Genomic DNA, 20,791 nt, shown 5'->3' on the forward strand with positions numbered 1-20,791 from the left:
GCGCGCCTTGGTCGGCGCGCCGGAAAACGCTGGTTACAAGTTGAAGTCAGAACCGGTGAGGTTGTGGTTCCCCTTGATGTTCAGGCGGAACTCTGCGGCTCCGTCACTGTCGACGCTACCCGAGACGACGGTGTAATCGCCATCGGCCCTGGCTTCATGGGTCACGGCGAGTTGTGCCGGGCCACTTAAGCTCGATCCCGAGACCAGGGTGAAGGACTGGTTTCCCGCCACCCCGTTGTTGGCATCGGTGCCACTGAGATCGATCTTGTCACCGGCCTGGAAGCTGGTGATCGTATCGCCATCGGCATTGGCTTCCGAAGTGAACCGGAAGGTATCGTTGCCGGCCCCGCCTTCGATGACGTTGACGAAGGCATTGGCGACAATCGTGTCATTACCCGAACCGGTCACGACATTTTCGATCCCCCACAGGGTATCCTGCCCGGTCTGACTGCTGGACACGCTCCCCTGGTTCATGAACCCGGAGCCGATATCGACGGTCAGATTGGCGGTTATGGCCGACATGTCCAAAGTGTCGTTGCCGGCATCGCCGTAGTAGATGTCGTCACCATCATCCTTGGCGGCGACAATGATATCGTCGCCGGATCCCCCGGATACGAAGTCGCTGCCGGCACCGGTCTGGATCATGTCATTGCCGGCATCGGCAAAGATACGGTCCGATCCGGCATCGCCGTAGAGCATGTCGTTGCCCTCACCGCCGAGAATGTCGTCGTTGCCATCGCCGCCGAAGACCAGGTCGTTGCCGCCACCGGACGTGATGAAGTCGTTGCCGTCATCACCTCTGATGACGTCTGCACCCTCGCCACCGATGACGGTGTCATTGCCCCCAAGGGCAACGATCGTTTCGGCATTTGCCGTACCAAGCAGGACGTCTGCACTGGCTGTGCCGGCGATCGGCGATCCAGCGGACGGAGCAGGAGTGTTCGGCGTTTCACCGGTATCGTCGTCCGTCCCGGTAATCTGCGGTCCGCCGCCTTCGTATTTCTTGAACGTGACGGAGTTCGTGCCGTTGCTGACCGTGACGTTGCCGTTAGCCTCGGTGGTCACGAAGTCCGTCAGCGTGCCCCCGAGCTCGATCACGTCCTGCGGACGCAATTGGCCAACAAGCGTGTCGTTGCCACCGTTGGACCGGAAGACGATCCGGTGTTCGGAGCTCAGTCCGGTTATGTCGACCGTATCGTCGCCGGCGTTACCGTCGATGGTGATCGTGCTGAAGTTGAGGCTGGTGAACGGCGCATTGAAGTTGCCGATCACCTGGATGGTGTCACCAGAGAAAGGTCCCCCGCCGTCAGGCTGGTTTGGATTGTTGCCGTTGTTGGCGGTCGTATTGAATGCGTTGACCGTGATCTCTTCGATATTGTCGAGCTCGGCGATGACGGTGGTGTTCAGCCCGACCGTGCGGGTGATGATGATCTCGGCATCCGCCCCGGTGACAGGAACCCCGGCAGCGATTGCCGCGGCTCTTGCATAGATCCGGAAGGTTTCCGCATCAGTATTGCCCGTAAGCTGGAAGGTGTCGGTGCCGGCGCCGCCGTCAACCCGATCGAACCCTTCGGTGGAACTCATGTTGATGATGTCGTTGCCGGTCCCTGCGTTGATGATGTCACTGCCGGTGCCGCCATTGATGGTGTCACCACCGTCGCCGGCATCGATATTGTCATTGCCGCCGCCGCCGGTGATCGTCGTTCCCGCGGTATTGCCGATGATGATTTCAGCAGCCGCGCCGCCGGTGATGTTGCCGATCACGCGGTTGATGTTGACCTGGGCCGTATCCGTCAGGCCGCCGTCGGTTGCGGTGTAGACGAACGAGCCGCCTGCGCCGCCTGTGTCATTGAGGGTAAGGACGCCCGCCCCGATCACCGGAGTAGTGACGCCATCCGGGCTGCTGACGGCTGTGATCGTAAGGGCACCGCCTTCCGGGTCGGTATCGTTGGCGAGCAGGGCCGCGTGCGAGATGGTGAAGTTCACCCCTTGCGCAACGTTGGTGATGACGGTGTCGGTGTTGACGGACGGAGCATCGTTGATGGCGTTCACGCTAACGGTCGTGGTCGCGATTGCGCTGGTCAAAAGCCCGTCATTGACGGTGACCTGAATGCTGCGGGCGGCCGTGCTCGGGTTCTCCGAGGTGTTGGCGTAGCGCACCTGCTGGATCGCCGTGCGATAGTTTGCAATCGAGCTTGTGCCGGAGAGCGTCAGGGTAATCTGACCTGCAACGGAATTGTCTACCGCTGCGGTAATGCCTCCCGGCAAGCCGCCCTGCACCGTCAGGGCATCGCCGGCGCTGGCATTGGTCAGAACCACCCGGGCAGAAGCCAGGGTCGTACCATCGTCGGTAATGACAGGGCCAAGCGCAATGGCAACGGCAGGGGCATTTTCGGTATAGGTCGTCTGGTAGTTATTGCCGGGCGCGCCAGGCACAGGCGTGATCGTATCGACCTCGGTCTGGATATTGACGTTGTCGATGTAGAGGTTTTCACCGCCGTCGAAAGTCCCTGCGGCTCTGAAGCGGATTTGAGTATTCGCGCCGATCAAGCCTTGGGGGATTGGTGCCGTAAAGACATTCGTTTGATTGCCGCCGACGGTGCCAAGCTCCGTCCACGCGCCGTTGGTGGTGTTACGAACTTCGACCACGACATTCTCGCCGCCATCCAGTTCGTCTGCGACATAGTTGAAGCTTAGGGTCGCCCTGGTAATGCCTGTCAGATTGACAGCACGCGCAAGGGTCTCATTGCCATCGGTGCCTTCGATGAATTGCAGTCTGCCAGCGGCGAGACTGACACTGACATCACCCCCTGTGGCCCCGCCGGTATCGTTGCCTTCGACCCACGGGCCTCCCCAGTTCGAAGCGCCGTTGTTATTCGTATAGGCGGCGGCGGTGAACGTATCGCGATAGGCCTGCGCGACCGTCGCTGTCGTCGTGGTGGTCGAGGGGCCGTGCAGATCCAGCGTCGGCGCCTGCAGCGAGATATCCTGGTCGGTGAAATCCAGAAGCTCGACGTTTCGGATCGTGTCGGTGCCGTCGGTCGCCAACCCGCCGACATGGGCGACTGTGACCGTGCCGTTTGTGTTGAACGTAATGTCATATTCGGCACGGGCACCCGAGAACACGGCCGTGTCGATGTCGCCAATCCCGTCGCTATCCACCTGGTCGTTGCTGTCGCGGATTGTCCGCACGATTGCCAGCTGACCCGGATTGATGGTGCCGTTGAACATGGCGGCGGCAAGCGTCGTCATGCTGTTGTGCAGTACAGGCGTGCCCGTATGTTCAGGATCGTTGGCGGCATAGACGCCGATCTGCACGTCCAGCCATTTGTCGCCGTCGATGATGTCGTCACCGGCGTTGCCGATGATACGGTCGCTGCCGTCGCCGCCGAGGATGATGTCGCCGCCGTCGAAGGAGGTGACGCCGGCGCCAAGCAGCGCCTGCAGGCCATTGACAAGCGCAATGCCTTCAGCGTCGAGCACGCTGCCGAGATACCCTGTGGTCCCGCCTTGGGTCAGAGGCGCCCTATCGGCCGCCACGTCTTCGGTGCCGGCCAACACGTCGTTGAACCTCGTCCCGGAGAGACCTTCCATGGATTCGTATTCGTCGAGTGCAGCGTTCTCCGGCAGCACCGGAGCTTCGTCGAACACGATCGGGATCGACAGGTCGGCATTTACCCCACGGGCGTTGTCCTTGTAGGTCGCCCAGTCGAAGCCGGACATGCCCACCATTTTTCCGCGGCCGGCGCTGCCGACCATGATGTCGTCGCCACCTTCGCCGATGAACTCGTCAAAGCCGCCATCGCCGAGGAACACGTCATGTCCGTCAACGCCGTCATGGGCAAAGACTTCATCGAAGTTGTCGCCAGGCGCACCGTCGAATGTACCGGTTTCAATCCAGTCGTTGCCCTCGTTGCCGAGGATGCGTTCGGCGTTCTTGTTGCCGTAGATGAAGTCGTTGCCGGTTCCGGCGAAGACTTCCGATCCCATGTCGGTACCGAGGAAGATGAAGTCCTGGCCGTCATTGCCCATGACCAGGTCGAGGCCGGGTCCTGCATGGACGACGTCATTGCCGGCACCCGCCTTGATGTTGTCGTCACCGCCGGAGTCGACGATGATATCGTCGCCTGCGCCAGCATTGATGATATCGTTGCCGAACCCACCTTCCAGCCGGTCGTTGCCGCCGTCGCCATAAAGTGTGTCGTCACCGATCCCGGCGATCAGGATATCGTTCTGCTCAGTGCCGCCAAGGACCACGTGGTCGCCGCCGGTATATTTGAGATAGTTGGTATCCGCGCCCGGTGTCGCCGGGTTGTTGCGTTGGACGAGTGGTGTGAGAATACCACCGCCGAGAGGGTCATTGCCCAGATTGTCGGCACTTTCGTCGACGCCGGTCCCGGGATTGTCATCCATGATGCCGTCTGCACCGGCCGTTTCGCCGAGACCGGGATTATACTGCTTGGTCCGGTCGATCTCGAGAATGAGACCGGGTGTCGAGAAGACATCGGAAGGAAGATGCGTCGCATCGGTATTGCGCATGATCATGGCTGCGAAGGAGTTGTTCTCCATCTCGCCGAAGAGGTGCAGGCCATCGAGGCGCTGCAGGTAGTAGAACCGATCGCCGCTTTGCAGTTTCTCCATCTGGGTTTCGAAGACGAAGTTGAAGGTCGAGCCGAGCATGCCGCCGAACGGCATGATCTGTTCGGCAAGACCGCCGATCCACAGATCGACATCGTTGAGGCCACCGAGCGAGCCGCCGGCAAAGGCGCCGGTGGCATTGAGAAAGTCCTCGGCGTTCGCCTGCACCAGCAATCCGCCGAAGGACTGGTTGAAGATCAGGGTCATTGCGGCGTCGCGCTTGCCTTCGATCGTCGTCTGGCCGGTGATCAGCGGATGCGTGCCGTAGGCGGCGATGAAGTTGATGATCGAGGCTTCGTGTTTGAGATGGCTAGCGAAGTCGACCCAGCTCTCATAGGGCTTGAGCAGGGCATCCTGGTTTGTCGCCGCATAGAACTGAGCGCGCGCTTCATTCAAGGTCGGCACACCCGTGTCACGACCGCGAGCCAGGTTGATGGTCGCCAGATCGAGCGGCAGGCCCAAGAGATTGTTGCGAAGCGCGCTCGTGACGAACTCGTCGATCTCGTTGCCCACCTGCCGTGTCATGCCACGGATAATGGCGCCGGCGGCGACATCGGCATCAACCACACCGGCCGTACCATTGTTCTTGAACTGGATCGGATTGAGAAAGCCCTCGATCAAGCCGATATGGTCGGCATTGAAGCTTTCGTCGAAGCGGTCGATGGACTCAGTCAGCATCGAGTGACCGAAGCGATAGACCACGTGAGCGAACTCCGCCACGATCGACGGGTCGATGGTGACGTCGAAACCGTCCGGCACCAGGAACACGTTGATATTGGGCTGGATCTTGCGTGCAAATTCTTCAAAAACAAGATGCTGATACTGCATTTCGGTGCCGAACTTGGCAGCCTGGAATAGGCGTTCGCCGTCCCAGATGAGCCCGGTTGCGCTTGCCGGTACTTCTGTGACGTCGACAGCCAGCCATTCGTTCAGAAATGCAACGGCCTCCGCTTGCGAAGCACCATTGGTGAGCATGGCAGCGGCGTCGGCCAACACCACGTCCTTGGTGTGCTGCACCAGGCGATTGTGTTCGGAGTGGAAGACGTGGTGGACGGCCGTCAGACCGATATTCTCGTTTGCACGGCCGTCACCGGCGATAAAGTGGGCGTCAAGCAACTCGTTGTCATACTGACCATCGGTCGGCGTTTGGTCCGGATTGCCGAGCCCGATTTCTAGATCGCCGTCGGCAAGACCCGTGGGGACCGCATTGTGGGCGATGTCGGCCAGGAAAGCGTGGCCGGTCCGCACGGCCAGATGCTGTACATCGGGAAGCGTATCCGCGTCGGGACCGTCTACGACAAGATTAAACAGGCTGAGTGGAGCGGTTGGCGTGCCCGATTGCAGTGACTGCGGTGGCCCGGCCATGACAACCTGCGGGAAGCCCGTTGTCGGGTTGGGGATGAAGTTGCCATAGGCGTCGGTCGCCAGCAGCGGCAGGTTGCCGACATGAAAGTCGGTCAGTTCGATGCCGAGGATCGTTCTTGCCTGGGCCTTGACGTCGGCCCAGGTCGCCATCCCGCCATTGACGCCTTCAATCAGCCGTCCGGTTGCAACTGGCACACCATCCGCATTGAGCACATACTGGCGCAAAAATACCTGATGGGATGGATGCGAGGTATAGGTCTGGTTCTGGTCGACGAACGCGGTCGTGTTGTTGACCGGGCGGTCCGTATCGTCTGGGGTCCCCATCACGCCATCGGCGCCCGGTCCGGCCAAGGTCGCGCGGGTCAGCACCATGAAGTTGGTCGTGCTGCCTTCGACATAAAGCGGGTCGTCAGGCATCAGCGGTATGAACACGGTGCCATTGCCGCCTTTGGCGACGAGATCAAGACCGTGGTCGAAGAACTGGCCGAAGAGCGTGAACCAGGAGTTGAACGATGCAGATAGACCTTCGTCCGGCGCCAGGTTGGTGATTTTGACGTTCGCGCCTTCAAGTTCGATGCCGTTGTCTGTGAGAAGTGTCATCAGAGCATCGTCGACGGCATCAAGTGCTGCGCGTGCCGCGTTCAGCTCCACTAGCGCATCGGCTGCCGTCTGTTGCAGGGCGGCGTTGCCGGGACTGGCCGATGCCGCCGCCGCCGCTTCCGCATATTCGCGCTCTTCTGTTGCGACCGCTCTGAACTGCGGGATCAACGGTGCATAGGCCGCCGAAATCGCTGCCGTGACGGCCATCTGCTGGTCTGGGGGAACGATGCCTGCCCTCTGCAGGCCGGTCAAAATGGCCGACGGATTGCCAAGGGTCTGGTCGACGAGCAGGTTGGAAATGGTACGCACGTAGGGGTCGAACACGTCACCGGGGCCGGCTGTTCCGGGGCCGTCATTGTCGATGCCTGGCTGGTAGGTAACCGGAACCATCGGTGCCGGACCGGGACCGTCGGGGTCGACCATGATCGTGCGGAAATCGGTACCCAAAGGCTCTGGGAATTCATTGTCGGCCGCACCCCATTCCGGGTGAAGCGGGTTGTTATAGGTGCCGTCAACCGTTCGCAGGCCCCAAGAAACATTGTAGCTTGGAACCGAACCGTTCGGGCCGAACAGCGACTTGCCCTGCGTACCACCCGACTGCTCGAAGAGCGCGTGATCCTCTGCGATTTTGATCTGCTTCAAGATGAAATCGAGGTCAGAACGAATATAGGCAACCATTTCTACTCTCCCCTTGAAGCCGGCAAATGCGGCTTGGCGTGACCGGTGAAATATTATTGATGACGTCGATCGTCCGCTGCGCGGAGTGTTGCCCGCACATCGTCGACAGAAACATTCGTTTTATCTAATTTGCTTATAATCAACTGGTCCGATGCCTCTTGGCCAGTTGCCTAAGTCCAGTCATTTTTCAGACTTTGGTGCCTAAAGCGCGCATGACATTGGTCGCCTAACCCCCGGGACTAAGGTCTTAATCACAGGGCGCAGCATCATTGCTGTTCTGGAGGCAAACGGTTCAGGCGATGGTTTGCTAACAGACGGCTCCAGACCGTTGGGGCACTACAGATTTAGGCTTACCTACATAAGCGCATGGACAGGAAATGGGCGCAGGCGTATATCTCCGGTCAGAGGGTGGGAGATCAAATATGAGATCAATTGCGCTGGCTCTGGCCGATGATCATCCATTGATGCTCGCGGGTCTTGTAGATCTGTTTAGATCCAAGGAAGAGTTTGTAGTCGTCGCGACTGGGTCTTCCGCCGACGAAGTACTTGAGATCGGGTTACAAACAGCACCGGATGTTTTCATCGTCGACATTATGATGCCTGGCAACATCTTCAATACTATACTGGACCTGATGAAACGCGGTTGCAGGACGAGGTTCCTCGCATTTAGCGCCATGTCGAAATCTGACATCGCAGTCAATGCGCTCAAGGCCGGCGCCAGCGGCTACGTCGTCAAGGGGACCAGTCCACAGGAGCTCATCGATGCGGTTAAGGCCGTTCAGCGAGGTGAGATTTTCATAAGCCGGGATCTCGCCTGCAAGTTGATTGAACACCACAGAATGGCTTCGCTCCGCGCCGCAGCCGGGCCACCCGTCAAGTTCAGCCTCAGGGAAGGCCAAATCATCGCCATGCTGACGCGGGGATGCACCAACCGCCAGATCGCCGTGGAATTGAAGATTGGGGAAAAAACCGTTAAGAATCATATGACCGCGCTCATGCAAAAGTTAAATGTCCGCAATCGCCTCGAAGTGCTGATTGCGACACAGAAACTTGATCGGGATGAGCTGGCCGCGCCACGCCACTGATGGTGATCTCACAAGGCCTTGCCTGATCTGATACCCGCTGCCTGCCGTTAGGCGCCTCAATTAATAGCTGTATTTCGAAACGTTTCTGAGGCGCTAACTCGCTCTATCTCTCCAACGGATTCACCCGATCCGCAAAGACACCACGCTCACCGATTGCGCGCGCCGGAAGCGTCGGGTCTCACTCTGCCCTACCACTATTGACGAATGCCCAGTCAGAGCAGCTCACTGCAAGTCGCACACAGCAGCCGATCGTTTGAGGATTGTACCGCAAACGGACGGATTGCAGAGAATTGTGCGCAACAGCACGCTCAATTCAGACATTCGTCGCTGGAGGTGCAGTGCCATGCCAACACGCGTCAACACAACAGCTGCGCTTGCGGAAGAACTTGGCGAACGCCTACGGGCCGTGCGGCTTGATCACCGGTTCTCGCGGGATAGGCTTGCCGCCGCGCTTGGCGTCACGCTCCACCAAGTCCAGAAATATGAGAATGGCAAGAGTAATATCTCCGTGCCGATGCTTATTCTCATGTGCGAGGCGCTCGGCGCTCATCCAATGGAGTTGATCGGCACGATGGTTGAGGCACGAGTGACCGTTTGCAAGACACAGGATATCGCGCACGAGCGTCTCGTGATGGCCCAGCTGAAACTCGAGGAGATCTGCAGGGAGATCGCCGCGGGGATGTGATTGGTCGTTGATCGCTGCAACCGTTGTCAATGGAACCTGACCATGGCCCTAAGCGACGGGTTCGTTCGCCCAATGTCAAGGCTTTGCAGGATTGCTTAGATGACGCTGCGCCATCAGGGCCGCCTCGACCCGGTTTTTGGTTCCGAGCTTCACCAGCAGCCGACTGACATGGAACTTGATGGTCTTGATTTGAACGCCCATTTCGTCGGCAATCGCCCGATTGGTATAGCCGCGACCGAGCAGGCGAAATACGATTTCTTCCTTGGGCGAAAGCGCGTCGATCAGCTTCTCGACCTTGTGCTCTTGCGTTCTGTTGCGGATGACGCCGAACAATCGCATGCCGAGGTTGGGCGACATGTAGGAACGGCCCTCGGCGACGGCGACGATCGCCGCGACCAGCTCTGGTGCCGGCGTACCCTTCAGCACATAGCCGGCGGCCCCGGCGTCGAGTGCCTCAAGTACGTCGTCGTCTTCCTCCGAGACGGTCAGCATCACGACTTTGGTGCCGGGCCACCGGCTGGTAATATCGCGCGCGGCATCAATGCCGTTGCCGGGCATGGATATGTCAAGCAACGCCACATCGGGCGACAAGCGCTCGACAAGACCAAGCGCTTCCGCCTTCGAGCCGCCCTCGCCAATCACCGAGAGCCCCTCCTCCAGCCGCAAAGCCTGCAACACGCCCATGCGAAACAGGGAATGATCGTCGACGACGATGACTGAGGTTGTTTCACTCATCGAGCATGCCTCCTCCAAGATCCAACGTCATCGTCAATGTCGCGCCTTCCGCCCCGGGCTCGAATTGAAGCGTGCCGCCCAGGCTCTCGACCCTCTGGCGAAGCCCGTGAATGCCGAGCCCGCCCTCGTTCTTTCTGTCAGGGGTCGGTTCACCCGCGCGTCTGCCTCCATCACGTACACTGAGCGTCAACAGCGCACCATTGATACGACAGTTGATCTTTTGGTCATTGCCGTCGGCATGCCGGTGGGCATTGTTGAGGCCCTCCTGCACGAAACGATAGACACAGGTCTTGATGACGGTCGGAAGCGGAATTCGTGTGCTAATCGTTGTGACCCGTACGCTGGTTCCTGTGCGCGCTTCATGCAGTTTTACAGCGCGCGCAACCACCTGCTCCAGGTTGAGCCGATCGATGTCGGGCAGCAGCAGCGAGCGGGCGATCATCCGGATTTCGCACAGCGCCTCATCTAGCGTCCGGCCGATCGCTTCCAGCGATTGCTCGCGCTCGCTTTTGTTCTTGGCGCGACGCGCCGGTTCGAGCTGTAGGACTGCAAAGCCGATGAGCTGGGCCGGCCCATCATGAAGATCGGCGCCGATGCCCCGGGTCAGCTTCTCGTTGAAATCAGTCAACCGCATTGACGCCAAGCGCGATCGGTCGCGCAGGATGCGGATCTCTTCCGACACCCGCTCCGCCTCGTCAGCGCGCTGCTCAAGTCTCTGGCGCTGGCGCTCAATCGTGGCACTGCCCCGATGCACGATGCCGAACAGCCCAAGCATGATCAATACGGAGGCCCCAGCGACGGTGATCCAGCTGCTGACCCGCACCTCGAAGATCTCCCGATGCAGAAGCTCCGTATCCTCTTGCACTTCGGCGACGGCGACGATCGCCGCGCTGTCCGCTCGCCGGACCGGACTATAGATTTCCAGATAGCGTGTACTGAAATGGCGAAGGGTGTGCTCGCCGGCGTTCAGATCGGCATACTCGGAAGCGACCTCGCCGCTCAGCGCGCGAACGAGGCTCGCAGGTGGGTTGAACCGACGGCCGATCAATTGTCGCGACGTGGAATAAGCCACCGTACCGTCCGGTCGCCAAAGCTCGAAATAGGGAAAGCGGCTCCGGAAATGCTCGTCGCCGAAAAGATGGTCGAGCCTTGCAATCGTCGCCGGCGAGAGTTCCTTGGCCTCGTCCAACTCCTGGGCCATCGGTTCAAGGATGCTCTGCATGAAAAGCGCGGTGGATGCCGCCCGATCATGAGCGGCGTTCTTGGAAACCTCTTCTGATATCAGATAACCGGCAATCGCTGCGGCAAGAAGGATCAGGACGCTACTCGCCAGAAGAAACTGGACCGACAATGTCTGGCGGTGGAACCAAACTGCTGGCGACGACCACCATCCGCCTTGTGGCGGATCAAGGCGTTCGTCCAGTGCCGGAACATCTCCCGGTATGCCACCCATAAGATCAGTCAAATTGCGCCGGTCCCTCCTTCGGGCCACGCGCAAAATCGAAATTGCCCGCGGGCCGAACTCTAAGCGCTGCCTTGCCGCGTGATGATCGCAGTATTTTCATAAATTGAAAGAGCGTCCGCGAACAACATCTTTGGGTCAGACTATATCTGGACCTAAGTCCAGTATCCCTTGCGGTCCTATTCTCCCTGTCGCACCGACAGTGGTCGGATTGACCGTCCGACATTCGTCGGCAAATTCGTCCGACTTTGCGACGTTTCTTTCTTCGCTGTTTCCTCCGAACATCGAAGCATGAACAGAAGATCCTGATCGAGGGATCGGACAATCAGACGATGTTGCAGCCGACGGGTGCGGGCGATGCCTACCCGCCGGACGGTGAAACTTTGGCAAAAACCGGCGGGCGCCGCTGCGTTCCGGCCGACGGAGGGGAAAATGGTACAGCTCAACCGAAATGACCTCGACTTCATCCTGAAGCAGATCAAGATTGCAGAGGCCCACACAGCGGCCATCGAAAGTGGCGTCGACCCTCGGATCGCTCTCGAACAGCTGGTATCAAGCCCGCTACTTCCCTACGGCCTGCGCACGGTTGATGGCTCGTTCAACAACTTCCAGCCGAACATGACCCATTTTGGCTCTTCCGATCAGGTGATGAGCCGGCTCCTGACACCAAACTACGCTGCCGCCGAAACCAACATCCGCAACGGGTTGCCGACCAGCTACGCAGATCTCAGCGGCTCCGTCTACGACAGTCAGCCGCGCCTGATCTCGAACATCGTGGCAGACCAATCCCTGAACAACCCGGCCGCCATTTCCGGCGCACTTGCCTCCGTAGGCATCACCGGCTCGCAGGCGCTGCAGATCATTGGCGAGGTGATGCAGTTGCAGGCGGCAGCTCGCGCAGCGCACGAAGCGGTCGCCGATGCCGCAGCGGCTGCCGACGCAGCCGTGGCGGCAGCCAATGTCATCGTCGCGAATGCCGAGACAGCACAAACGACGGCGCAGACGGCCTACGACGCGGCTGCTGCCGGACAGGCTGGCGCGGTGCAAGGTCTCGATGCCGCCAACACGGCATTGGCGTCAGCCGTCGCGGCTCGCGATGCTCATGTATCGGTTGTCACGGCAGCTCAGTCTGCAGCAGCGGCGGCGCTCGTCGCCAGCCAGTCCGCAGCAACGGCAGCAGCTGCGGCCGAGGCAGCCAAGAATATCGCTTTTGCCAATCTGGGACTTGCTCAGCAGACCGAAGCGAATGCGCTCACCGCATTCCAGAGCGATCCGAACCCAGCAAATGCCGCCGCCTATGCGGCTGCCGTCGATGCTCGTGAGGAAGCACAGTTAGTGCATGCCCAGGCTGTCGAAGACCAGGAAGACGCGGTCACAGCCCTTAATGCGGCCCAGGCTCAGCATGCCGGTGCGATTTCGGCACTGCAGGATGTGGTCGCTGAGCAACAGGTATTGGCCGGCGCCGTGAGCTCGGCACAGGCAGAGGTGGCTGATGCGGCCCCGGTCCTGGCCAATGCCGATGCGGCATTGAGCGCCGCAAACACCGACCTCGCCCAGGCAACCGAGGCGCTCACCGATGCGGTCGAGGCCCGCGATGCCATTCCGACCGGGGGTGCGGCGACCGCGGCAGCGGTTGCAGCCGCTGCGGCTGCCGATGCAGCCGTGATTGCCGAGGTCACCTCGCATGGCGTAACGATGGATGGCGATAACGTCTTCATCAAGAACATTGCGGCCGACCTTGGCGACACTGCCTCCTTCAACGGGTTCATGACGATCTTCGGCCAGTTCTTCGATCACGGTCTCGATCTGACCGCCAAGGGCGGCAGCGGCAACGTCATCATTCCGCTGCAACCTGACGACCCGCTCTACGTGCCAGGAAGCCCGACCAATTTCATGGTGCTCACGCGCGCGACTAACGATGCCGTCCATCCCGGCGCCGACGGCCAGCTCGGAACGTCCGACGATATCCGCGATCACCGCAACGAAACCACGCCCTGGATCGACCTCAACCAGGTCTACACCTCGAACCCGTCACACCAGGTCTTCCTGCGGGCATATGTGTTGGTGGATGGCAAGCCTGTCGCAACGGGTCAAATGCTCGAAGGCGCCAATGGCGGCCCCCCGACCTGGGCGGACATCAAGGCTCAGGCAAGAGACCTGTTCGGTATCGACCTCAGCGATCTCAACGTGCATAGCGTTCCGCTTCTGGTCACGGATCTCTACGGCGAATTCGTGCGCGGAGATAATGGTCTGCCCTTGATGGTAACTGCCTCGGGGCCTGTCGAAGGCAATCTGCAGGTTCCGATCTCTGCCTTGACCAGCCTGAGCGCTGGCCGGGCCTTCCTCAACGATATCGCCCACAACGCTGTTCCAAGCGCACCGATCGACCACGACCGAAACCCAGCGACCGCACCGGTCGCCGTTCTCCCGGACACCGACGATGTTGTCGGCAACCCCACCATCCCGAACGAGTACGGCGTCAATGTCACTTACGACAACGAACTGCTGAACGCCCACTTCATTGTCGGCGACGGCCGCGGCAATGAGAACATCGCGCTGACAGCGACCCATTCGATCTTCCACAGTGAGCACAATCGCCAGGTGGATGCCATCAAAGCGACGCTTTTGGCCGAAGGCGATCTGGCACTGCTCAACGAGTGGCTCCTGGTCGATGTGGCAACGATGCCGACAGATCTGTCCGGTCTGGTCTGGGACGGCGAGCGCCTCTTCCAGGCAGCCCGTTTCTCGACGGAGATGGTCTACCAGCACCTCGTCTTCGAAGAATTTGTCCGCGCGGTCGCGCCACAGATCGATCCCTTTGTTTTCTCAAATTCGGTCGAGATCGACGCAGTGATCTACGAGGAGTTCGCTCAGGTCGTCTATCGCTTCGGCCATTCGATGCTTAACGAGAACGTCGAAATGCTGAAGCTCGCCAACAATGCGGCGAGCCCGGAAGAAGTCGGACTGATCGACGCCTTCCTCAACCCGGTCGTCTTCAACAGCGCAGGCGTGGATGCGCATGCCGCCTCCGGTGCCATTCTTCGCGGCATGACCCGGCAGGCAGGCAACGAGATCGACGAATTCGTGACCAGCGCGTTGCGCAATAACCTCGTTGGTCTGCCACTTGACTTGGCCGCATTGAACTTGGCTCGAGCCCGCGAAACCGGCGTGCCTTCTCTCAACGAAGCCCGGCGCCAGATCTACGAACAGACGAACGATACCTACCTCAAGCCCTATACCAGCTGGGCGGACTTCGCCCAGCACATCAAGAACCCACTTTCGATCGTCAACTTCATTGCGGCCTATGGCACCCATGATGCGATCACCGCAGCCACGACCGCGGAGACCAAGCGCGACGCCGCCTGGGATCTGGTCTTTGGGGTTGCCGGGGAGACGGCCGGGGAGCGTCAGGCGCGTCTAGATTATCTGAACTCGACTGGAAGCTGGGCCGCCCGGGAAACCGGCCTCAACAAGGTCGACTTCTGGATCGGCGGGCTTGCCGAAGCATTGATGCCCTTTGGCGGCATGCTTGGCTCGACCTTCACCTACGTGTTCGAACTGCAGATCCAGAATCTGCAGAATGGCGACCGCTTCTACTACCTGAGCCGCACACAGGGCCAGAACCTGCTGAACGAACTGGAAAGCGATAGCTTCGCCGATCTGATCCGGCGCAACACCGACACCGAAGACTCCGGCATGCATACCAATGGGGCTGCGTTCCAGACGGCCGACTACATCATCGAGATGGATCAGTCCAAGCAGTACAACAAGGGGCTCGGCAATACCGACCCGACAGGCGATGCCGACGTCATCTCCGCGATCACGGGCACCGCGTCCCTGGTTGTGCGCGCAGCCAACTACCTCAGATTTACCGGCGAAGAGCATGTCGTCCTTGGCGGCACGAACGCCTCCGAAACGCTCATCGGTGGCGATGGCGACGACACGATTTGGGGAGATGGAGGCGACGACCGCATCGAGGGAGGCTTTGGCGTCGACCATCTGCATGGCGGCGACGGCAACGACATCATCACCGATAGCGGTACGGATGTGGGCGCGGCCGATGTGATCAAGGGCGAAGGCGGCGACGACGTTATCAACGGCGGCATGGGTCTTGACCTCATCTTCGGCGGCGATGGCAATGACGTGCTCACAGGCGGCGAGGACCAGAAGGGTCTGTCCGGCGGCGAAGGCGACGACTTCATCCGATCGCCCACGGGCGGGGGCGCCATTCTCGGCAACGAGGGCAACGACTGGATGGAAGCCCAGGGCAATATGACCACCCTGACCGGCGACAACTCCGAACTGTTCTTCAATTCACGCATCATCGGCCATGACGTGATGATCGCCGGCGAGAACGACACGGATTTCGACGCTGAATCCGGCGACGATATCATGGTCCAGGGCATCGGCATCAACCGCAGCAACGGCATGGCTGGCTTCGACTGGACCACGTTCCAGAACAACCACTATGACGCCAACGCCAATATGAACATCAGCATCTTCGTCAACCAGCAGAACAATATCCTCAGAGACCGCTACGATCTGGTCGAAGGGCTCTCCGGCTGGAACCACAACGACCAGCTCATCGGCCGCGATGTGGTGATCGGCGGCTATGATGCTGATGGCAACGCCGCGCAGATCGATGCCGATGCGCCGTTGGATTCTTACTCGAACGCGCTGCTGGAAAAGAACCTCAACCTCGTCTCCGGGCTTGCGGCGCTGACGAACCACCTGACGCGCACGACGGTCACTGTGGCCGGGCGAACCGAGACCATCGTCATGGGCACGGGCGATGCCTCCGACATCCTGCTCGGCGGCGGCGGAAGCGACTTGATCGAGGGGATGGGCGGCAACGACATCATCGATGGCGACAAGTGGCTGAACGTGCGCATTAAAGTCTCGCCTGACCTTTCCCGCGGACAGATCTGGGCGCCCTTCAGCGTCGACTCGATCGCCGACATCCAGACACGCATGTTCTCCGGAGAAATCAAACCGGCTCAGTTGCAGGTCGTCCGCGAGATCGTCGCCACCGGCAGCAGCAGCGCGGATGTCGACACGGCCGCCTATTGGGACGTACGTGCCAACTATACGATCAACGCCAATGAGGATGGCAGCCTTACAGTCTCCCATACCACTGTCGGTGCGGCGATCGTCGATCCGACGACCGGGCGCAACCGCGAGGCCGACGGAACCGACCGTCTGTTCAACATCGAGCAGCTGAAGTTCGCCGACGGCATCTTCAACACGGCAAGCTTCTTCAACCAGCCGGCAACCGGTGCGCCTGTGATCAGCGACCTGACGCCGACGGAGGGACAAGCGCTGACCGTCAACGTCTCGTCAATCCAGGACGCCAACGGCCTTGGGCCGCTCTCCTACCAATGGCAGGCGCTCGTCGATGGCAGCTGGCAGAATGTCGCCGGCGCGACGGCGGCAACCTTTACGCCACAGGATCTCTCCGGTACTCAAATTGGTCCTCAGGCGGGGCTGCAGCTGCGGGTCGTCGTCAGCTTCGCCGATGGCAACGGCCATATCGAAACACTCGCCTCGCAGCCCACAGTGCCAGTTGGAGCCAACTGGAGCGCCGTGATCGGCAGTACATTTAATGGCACGGCCGGCGATGACATCGCGAATGGTGCAAGTGGCCTGTTCGGAATCGGCGGTGCTGACACCTTGAACGGGAATGCCGGAAACGACCTTCTCAACGGCAATGCCGGCAACGACACGCTGAATGGCGGTGCCGGTAATGACACACTGAACGGCGGCGCCAATACGGATACGGCCGTCTATGCCGGCGCGATCAGCAATTTCGCCATCACCAGCAACGGCACGAACATAACTGTTACCGACCTTAGCGGCGCCGAAGGCACCGACACGCTGAACGGCGTGGAGACAATGCGCGTTAATGGAACAGACTACGCCATCACGACAGGAACCGGCGGCAACAACACCCTCAGCGGTGGCAACGGTTCCCAAGCGATCTTCGGGCTCGGTGGCGTTGACAACATCGACGGCGGTGCGGGCAACGACTATATCGATGCGGGTGATGGCAACGATACCATCACCCAGGTCGGCGGCACAGGTGGACGCGACATCGTCAATGGTGGCGGCGGCGTCGATACCTATCAGCTGAACGGCAACGCAGCAGCAGAGAATTTCGCGGTCTATGCCAGAGCTGCAGCACTCTCGGCCCTTCCCGGGCTCATCCTCAACGGCAATACCGAAATCGTCATCACCCGCAACGGTGCTGTTATCGCCGAGCTCGACAATATCGAGGAGATCCGCGTCAACACCCTGCAGGTCACATCACCCGGCGGTGCCGGCGGCGGCAATAACGGCGGCGACACGATCCAGGTCATCGGCGATTTGACCGGCACCAGCCTCAACTTCTCGACCATCACCATCGATGGAACCGCAGGCGACGACGTGATCGACATCACCGGTCTGCAGTCGGCACATCGCATCGTCTTCCGCTCGAATGGCGGCAACGACACGCTTGTCGGGGCGCTTCGGCCACAGGACGTGATCGAGCTGATGGAGGGCGCGAGCCTTGAGGACTACGAGGCGAGTGAAGTTGGCGGCGTGACCACGCTTTCGAACGGCTCGCATACGATCTCGTTTGCCTCAGGCAGTGCGCCCGAGGTTAGGACCTGGTCGGGCGACGATCATCACGATGACGATGATGACGACGATGACGATGACACTTGCGGCTCTGGGGACGGCGACGGCAATGGCTCGGGCGATGGCGATGGTGGCCAGACACCGTTGCCGGTTGCGGCACGCACGCTGATCGGCACGTCTGCTGCGGATGTGCTTCTGGGTGGTGGTCTTGCCGACGTGTTTCTGGGCGGCGGCGGTGGCGACATCCTGTCGGGGGATGCGGGCAGCGACGTGCTGCGCGGCGAGGACGGCGAGGATGTGCTTTCCGGCGGTGACGGCGACGACGTTGCCTCGGGTGGGTCGGGCAATGACGAGATCCACGGCGGTGCCGGTGCCGACATGCTGTTCGGCAATGGCGGCGACGACCTGATCTACGGCGACGCCGGCAACGACGTCATCGAAGGTGGGGCGGGCTCGGACAAGGCCTGGGGCGGTGCCGGCGACGACATGGTGCTGGCCACCAAGGGCGACGGCGACGACAGCTACTGGGGCGACGGTGGCGTCGACACGCTCAACTACTCGACGGCGACCGGCAACCTGACGGTCGACATGGGCACCGGCTTCATGGGCCGCGGCCAGGTCTCAGGCGTCGAGGTGGGAACCGACACGGTCTACGGCTTCGAGAACTTCATCGGTGGTTCGGGCCATGACGTGATCACCGCGTCGAATGCCGTCAACGTCATCGACGGCGGCCTTGGCGAGGACGTCTTCCGCTTCACCTCGGGGGCCGCGGCCAACGGCGACACGATCTACAGCTTTACGCCGGGAGACCGGATCGACTTCTCCTCGATCGATGCCAACACCGGACAGGCGGGTGTGCAGGGCTTCACGCTTTCGGCCGGTACGACGCTTTCAGGCGCCGGCCAGATCGTGGTGACCCATGAGACACGCGACGGCGCCGACGTCACCGTGATCCACGGCAGTGTCGATGCGGACCCGGATGCCGACTTCGAACTTTCGATCGCAGGCACGCACAACCTCAAGGTCGCCGACTTCGACGGTGTCTCCTGAGCATGAACGGACTGTCCCGACCGGTCGGTGACCGGCCGGGACATCATGCGGGCGGACAAAAGGGGATCTCATCATGAGCAAGAAGAAAGAGCCGCAACACAAGATCGGCGGCATGCGCGGTATCCTGGTCTATCTCTTCGGCCTTTCCGGCCTGATCAACATTCTGGCGCTGACCGGCGCCTTCTACATGCTGCAGATCTACGATCGGGCGCTGACCAGCGGCAGCATCTCCACCCTGGTGGCGCTGTCGGTGCTGGCGGTCGGGCTCTATCTGTTCCAGGGACTGTTCGACATCATCCGCTCGCAGATCCTGGTCAGGCTCGGTTCAAGACTCGATGCCGAGCTGGCGCCGCTTACCCACAAGGTGGTGATCGAGATGCCGCGCTTCGGCTATTCGACGGCGGAGGCAACCGAACGCGGCCGCGACGTCGACACGCTGCGCGGGTTCCTGGCAAGCCAGGGACCGGTGGCGCTGTTCGACCTGCCGTGGATCCCGATCTATCTCGTCTTCGTCTGGCTGCTGCACCCGGTACTCGGTTACCTGACGCTTGGCGGCGCGCTGGTGCTGGCGGTGCTGACGATCATTGCCGAGGTGCTGACGCGGCGCCATTCGCACACGATGATCAAGGCCTTGGTGGCGCGCAGTTCGGTGGCCGAGAGCAATGCTCGCAACAGCGACGTGCTGCACGCCATGGGCATGACCGGCCGAGCGGTCGACCGCTTCGAGAAGGCCAATCGCCGTCACCTCGACTGTCAGACTAAGACGTCGGACATCGGCGGCACGCTGTCGGGCCTGTCGAAGGTGCTGCGCATGATCCTGCAGTCGGCGATCCTCGGGCTTGGCGCCTATCTGGCGATCCGCGGACAAATGTCGGCGGGCTCGATCATAGCCTCGTCGATTGTCACGGCAAGGGCGCTGGCGCCGGTCGACATGGCGATCGCGCAATGGAAGGGCGTGGTGGCGGCGAGACGCAGCTATCATCGCCTCAACGAGACGCTCGGTGTGCTCGACGAGCGCTCCGGCAGCCTCGATCTGCCGGTGCCGACGACAAGCCTCTCCCTCGACAAGGTGACAACGGTGGCGCCGTCGACCGGGGCGGTGCTGTTGAGCGAAGTGAGCCTGGAGCTCAAGGCCGGGCAGGCGCTGGGTCTGATCGGGCCATCCGGCGGCGGCAAGACGACGCTGGCACGCGCTATGCTCGGCATCTGGCCGGTGCTGCGCGGGGCTGTGCGCATCGACGGCGCCGATCTCAACCAATGGCCCGAGTCACTGTTCAACCAGCATATCGGCTACCTGCCGCAGGACGTGGCGCTGATGGACGGCACGGTGTCGGACAACATCTCGCGGTTTGCCGAGGCGCCGAATGCGCGCGCCATCATCCTCGCCGCCAAGGCCGCCGGCATCCACGAGATGATCGTGCACCTGCCGAACGGCTACCAGACCGAACTTGGTCCTCATGGAACCGCACTGTCCGCAGGCCAGCGGCAACGCATTGCCCTGGCGCGTGCTCTCTACGGGGACCCTTTTCTTGTGGTGCTCGACGAGCCGAACTCAAACCTCGACGCGGAAGGGGAAGAGGCGCTCTCTCAGGCCATCTTCCAAGTGCGCGAGCGCGGCGGCATCGTCGTCATCGTCGCCCATCGCCCAAGCGCACTGCAGGCGGTCGACATGATCGGCCTGGTGCAGGCCGGCCGGCTGGTCGCCTTCGGACCGAAGGAACAGATCCTGTCCTCGCAGAAGATGCGGCCGTTCGTGGTGGAGAAGAACCGCAGGCCAGATGCCGCCGGCAGGGCGGATCCCGGCGCGGGCCAGGGAATGGCTCACGGCATGGCACAGGCCATGGGCCAGCCGCAACGGGTGCCGGCGGAATAGCC

The 20,791-nt window shown here is 61.0% G+C and carries 7 protein-coding genes; 4 read left to right on the plus strand and 3 right to left on the minus strand.

Going from position 1 to position 20,791, the window contains the following annotated elements:
* Nucleotides 1–33: 33 nt before the first annotated feature.
* Complete coding sequence (locus C6558_RS07110; protein ID WP_107027075.1) at nucleotides 34–7,281, minus strand: peroxidase family protein; 7,248 nt, start codon at nucleotides 7,279–7,281, stop codon at nucleotides 34–36.
* 422 nt (nucleotides 7,282–7,703) lie between these two features.
* On the opposite strand from C6558_RS07110, the gene C6558_RS07115 reads away from it, so the two are divergent.
* Together C6558_RS07115 and C6558_RS07120 are read left to right on the plus strand one after the other, a co-directional pair.
* The gene (locus tag C6558_RS07115; protein ID WP_107027076.1) at nucleotides 7,704–8,366 is read left to right on the plus strand and encodes a response regulator transcription factor; all 663 of its coding nucleotides are present in this window, start codon (nucleotides 7,704–7,706) and stop codon (nucleotides 8,364–8,366) included.
* A 343-nt stretch (nucleotides 8,367–8,709) separates the two neighbouring features.
* Nucleotides 8,710–9,051: a helix-turn-helix domain-containing protein gene (locus C6558_RS07120; protein WP_107027077.1), complete on the plus strand. Its 342-nt coding sequence runs from the start codon at nucleotides 8,710–8,712 to the stop codon at nucleotides 9,049–9,051.
* Between the two features lie 75 nt (nucleotides 9,052–9,126).
* Here C6558_RS07120 and C6558_RS07125 read toward each other — a convergent pair whose 3' ends face one another.
* On the minus strand, nucleotides 9,127–9,786 hold the full coding sequence (locus C6558_RS07125; RefSeq protein ID WP_107027078.1) for a response regulator transcription factor: 660 nt from the start codon (nucleotides 9,784–9,786) through the stop codon (nucleotides 9,127–9,129).
* Nucleotides 9,779–11,251 carry a sensor histidine kinase gene (locus C6558_RS07130; protein WP_146160874.1) on the minus strand — a complete coding sequence of 491 codons (1,473 nt, stop codon included), beginning with the start codon at nucleotides 11,249–11,251 and terminating at the stop codon, nucleotides 9,779–9,781. The genes C6558_RS07125 and C6558_RS07130 overlap by 8 nt, the downstream gene beginning before the upstream one ends.
* 429 nt (nucleotides 11,252–11,680) lie before the next feature.
* Between C6558_RS07130 and C6558_RS07135 the strand changes: the two genes are divergently transcribed.
* Together C6558_RS07135 and C6558_RS07140 are read left to right on the plus strand one after the other, a co-directional pair.
* Complete coding sequence (locus C6558_RS07135) at nucleotides 11,681–18,916, plus strand: peroxidase family protein (protein ID WP_107027080.1); 7,236 nt, start codon at nucleotides 11,681–11,683, stop codon at nucleotides 18,914–18,916.
* A gap of 73 nt (nucleotides 18,917–18,989) precedes the next feature.
* On the plus strand, nucleotides 18,990–20,789 hold the full coding sequence (locus C6558_RS07140; RefSeq protein WP_107027081.1) for a type I secretion system permease/ATPase: 1,800 nt from the start codon (nucleotides 18,990–18,992) through the stop codon (nucleotides 20,787–20,789).
* Nucleotides 20,790–20,791 lie beyond the last annotated feature (2 nt).

The organism is Ensifer sp. NM-2 (assembly GCF_003024455.1).
Taxonomy (GTDB): domain Bacteria; phylum Pseudomonadota; class Alphaproteobacteria; order Rhizobiales; family Rhizobiaceae; genus Ensifer; species Ensifer canadensis.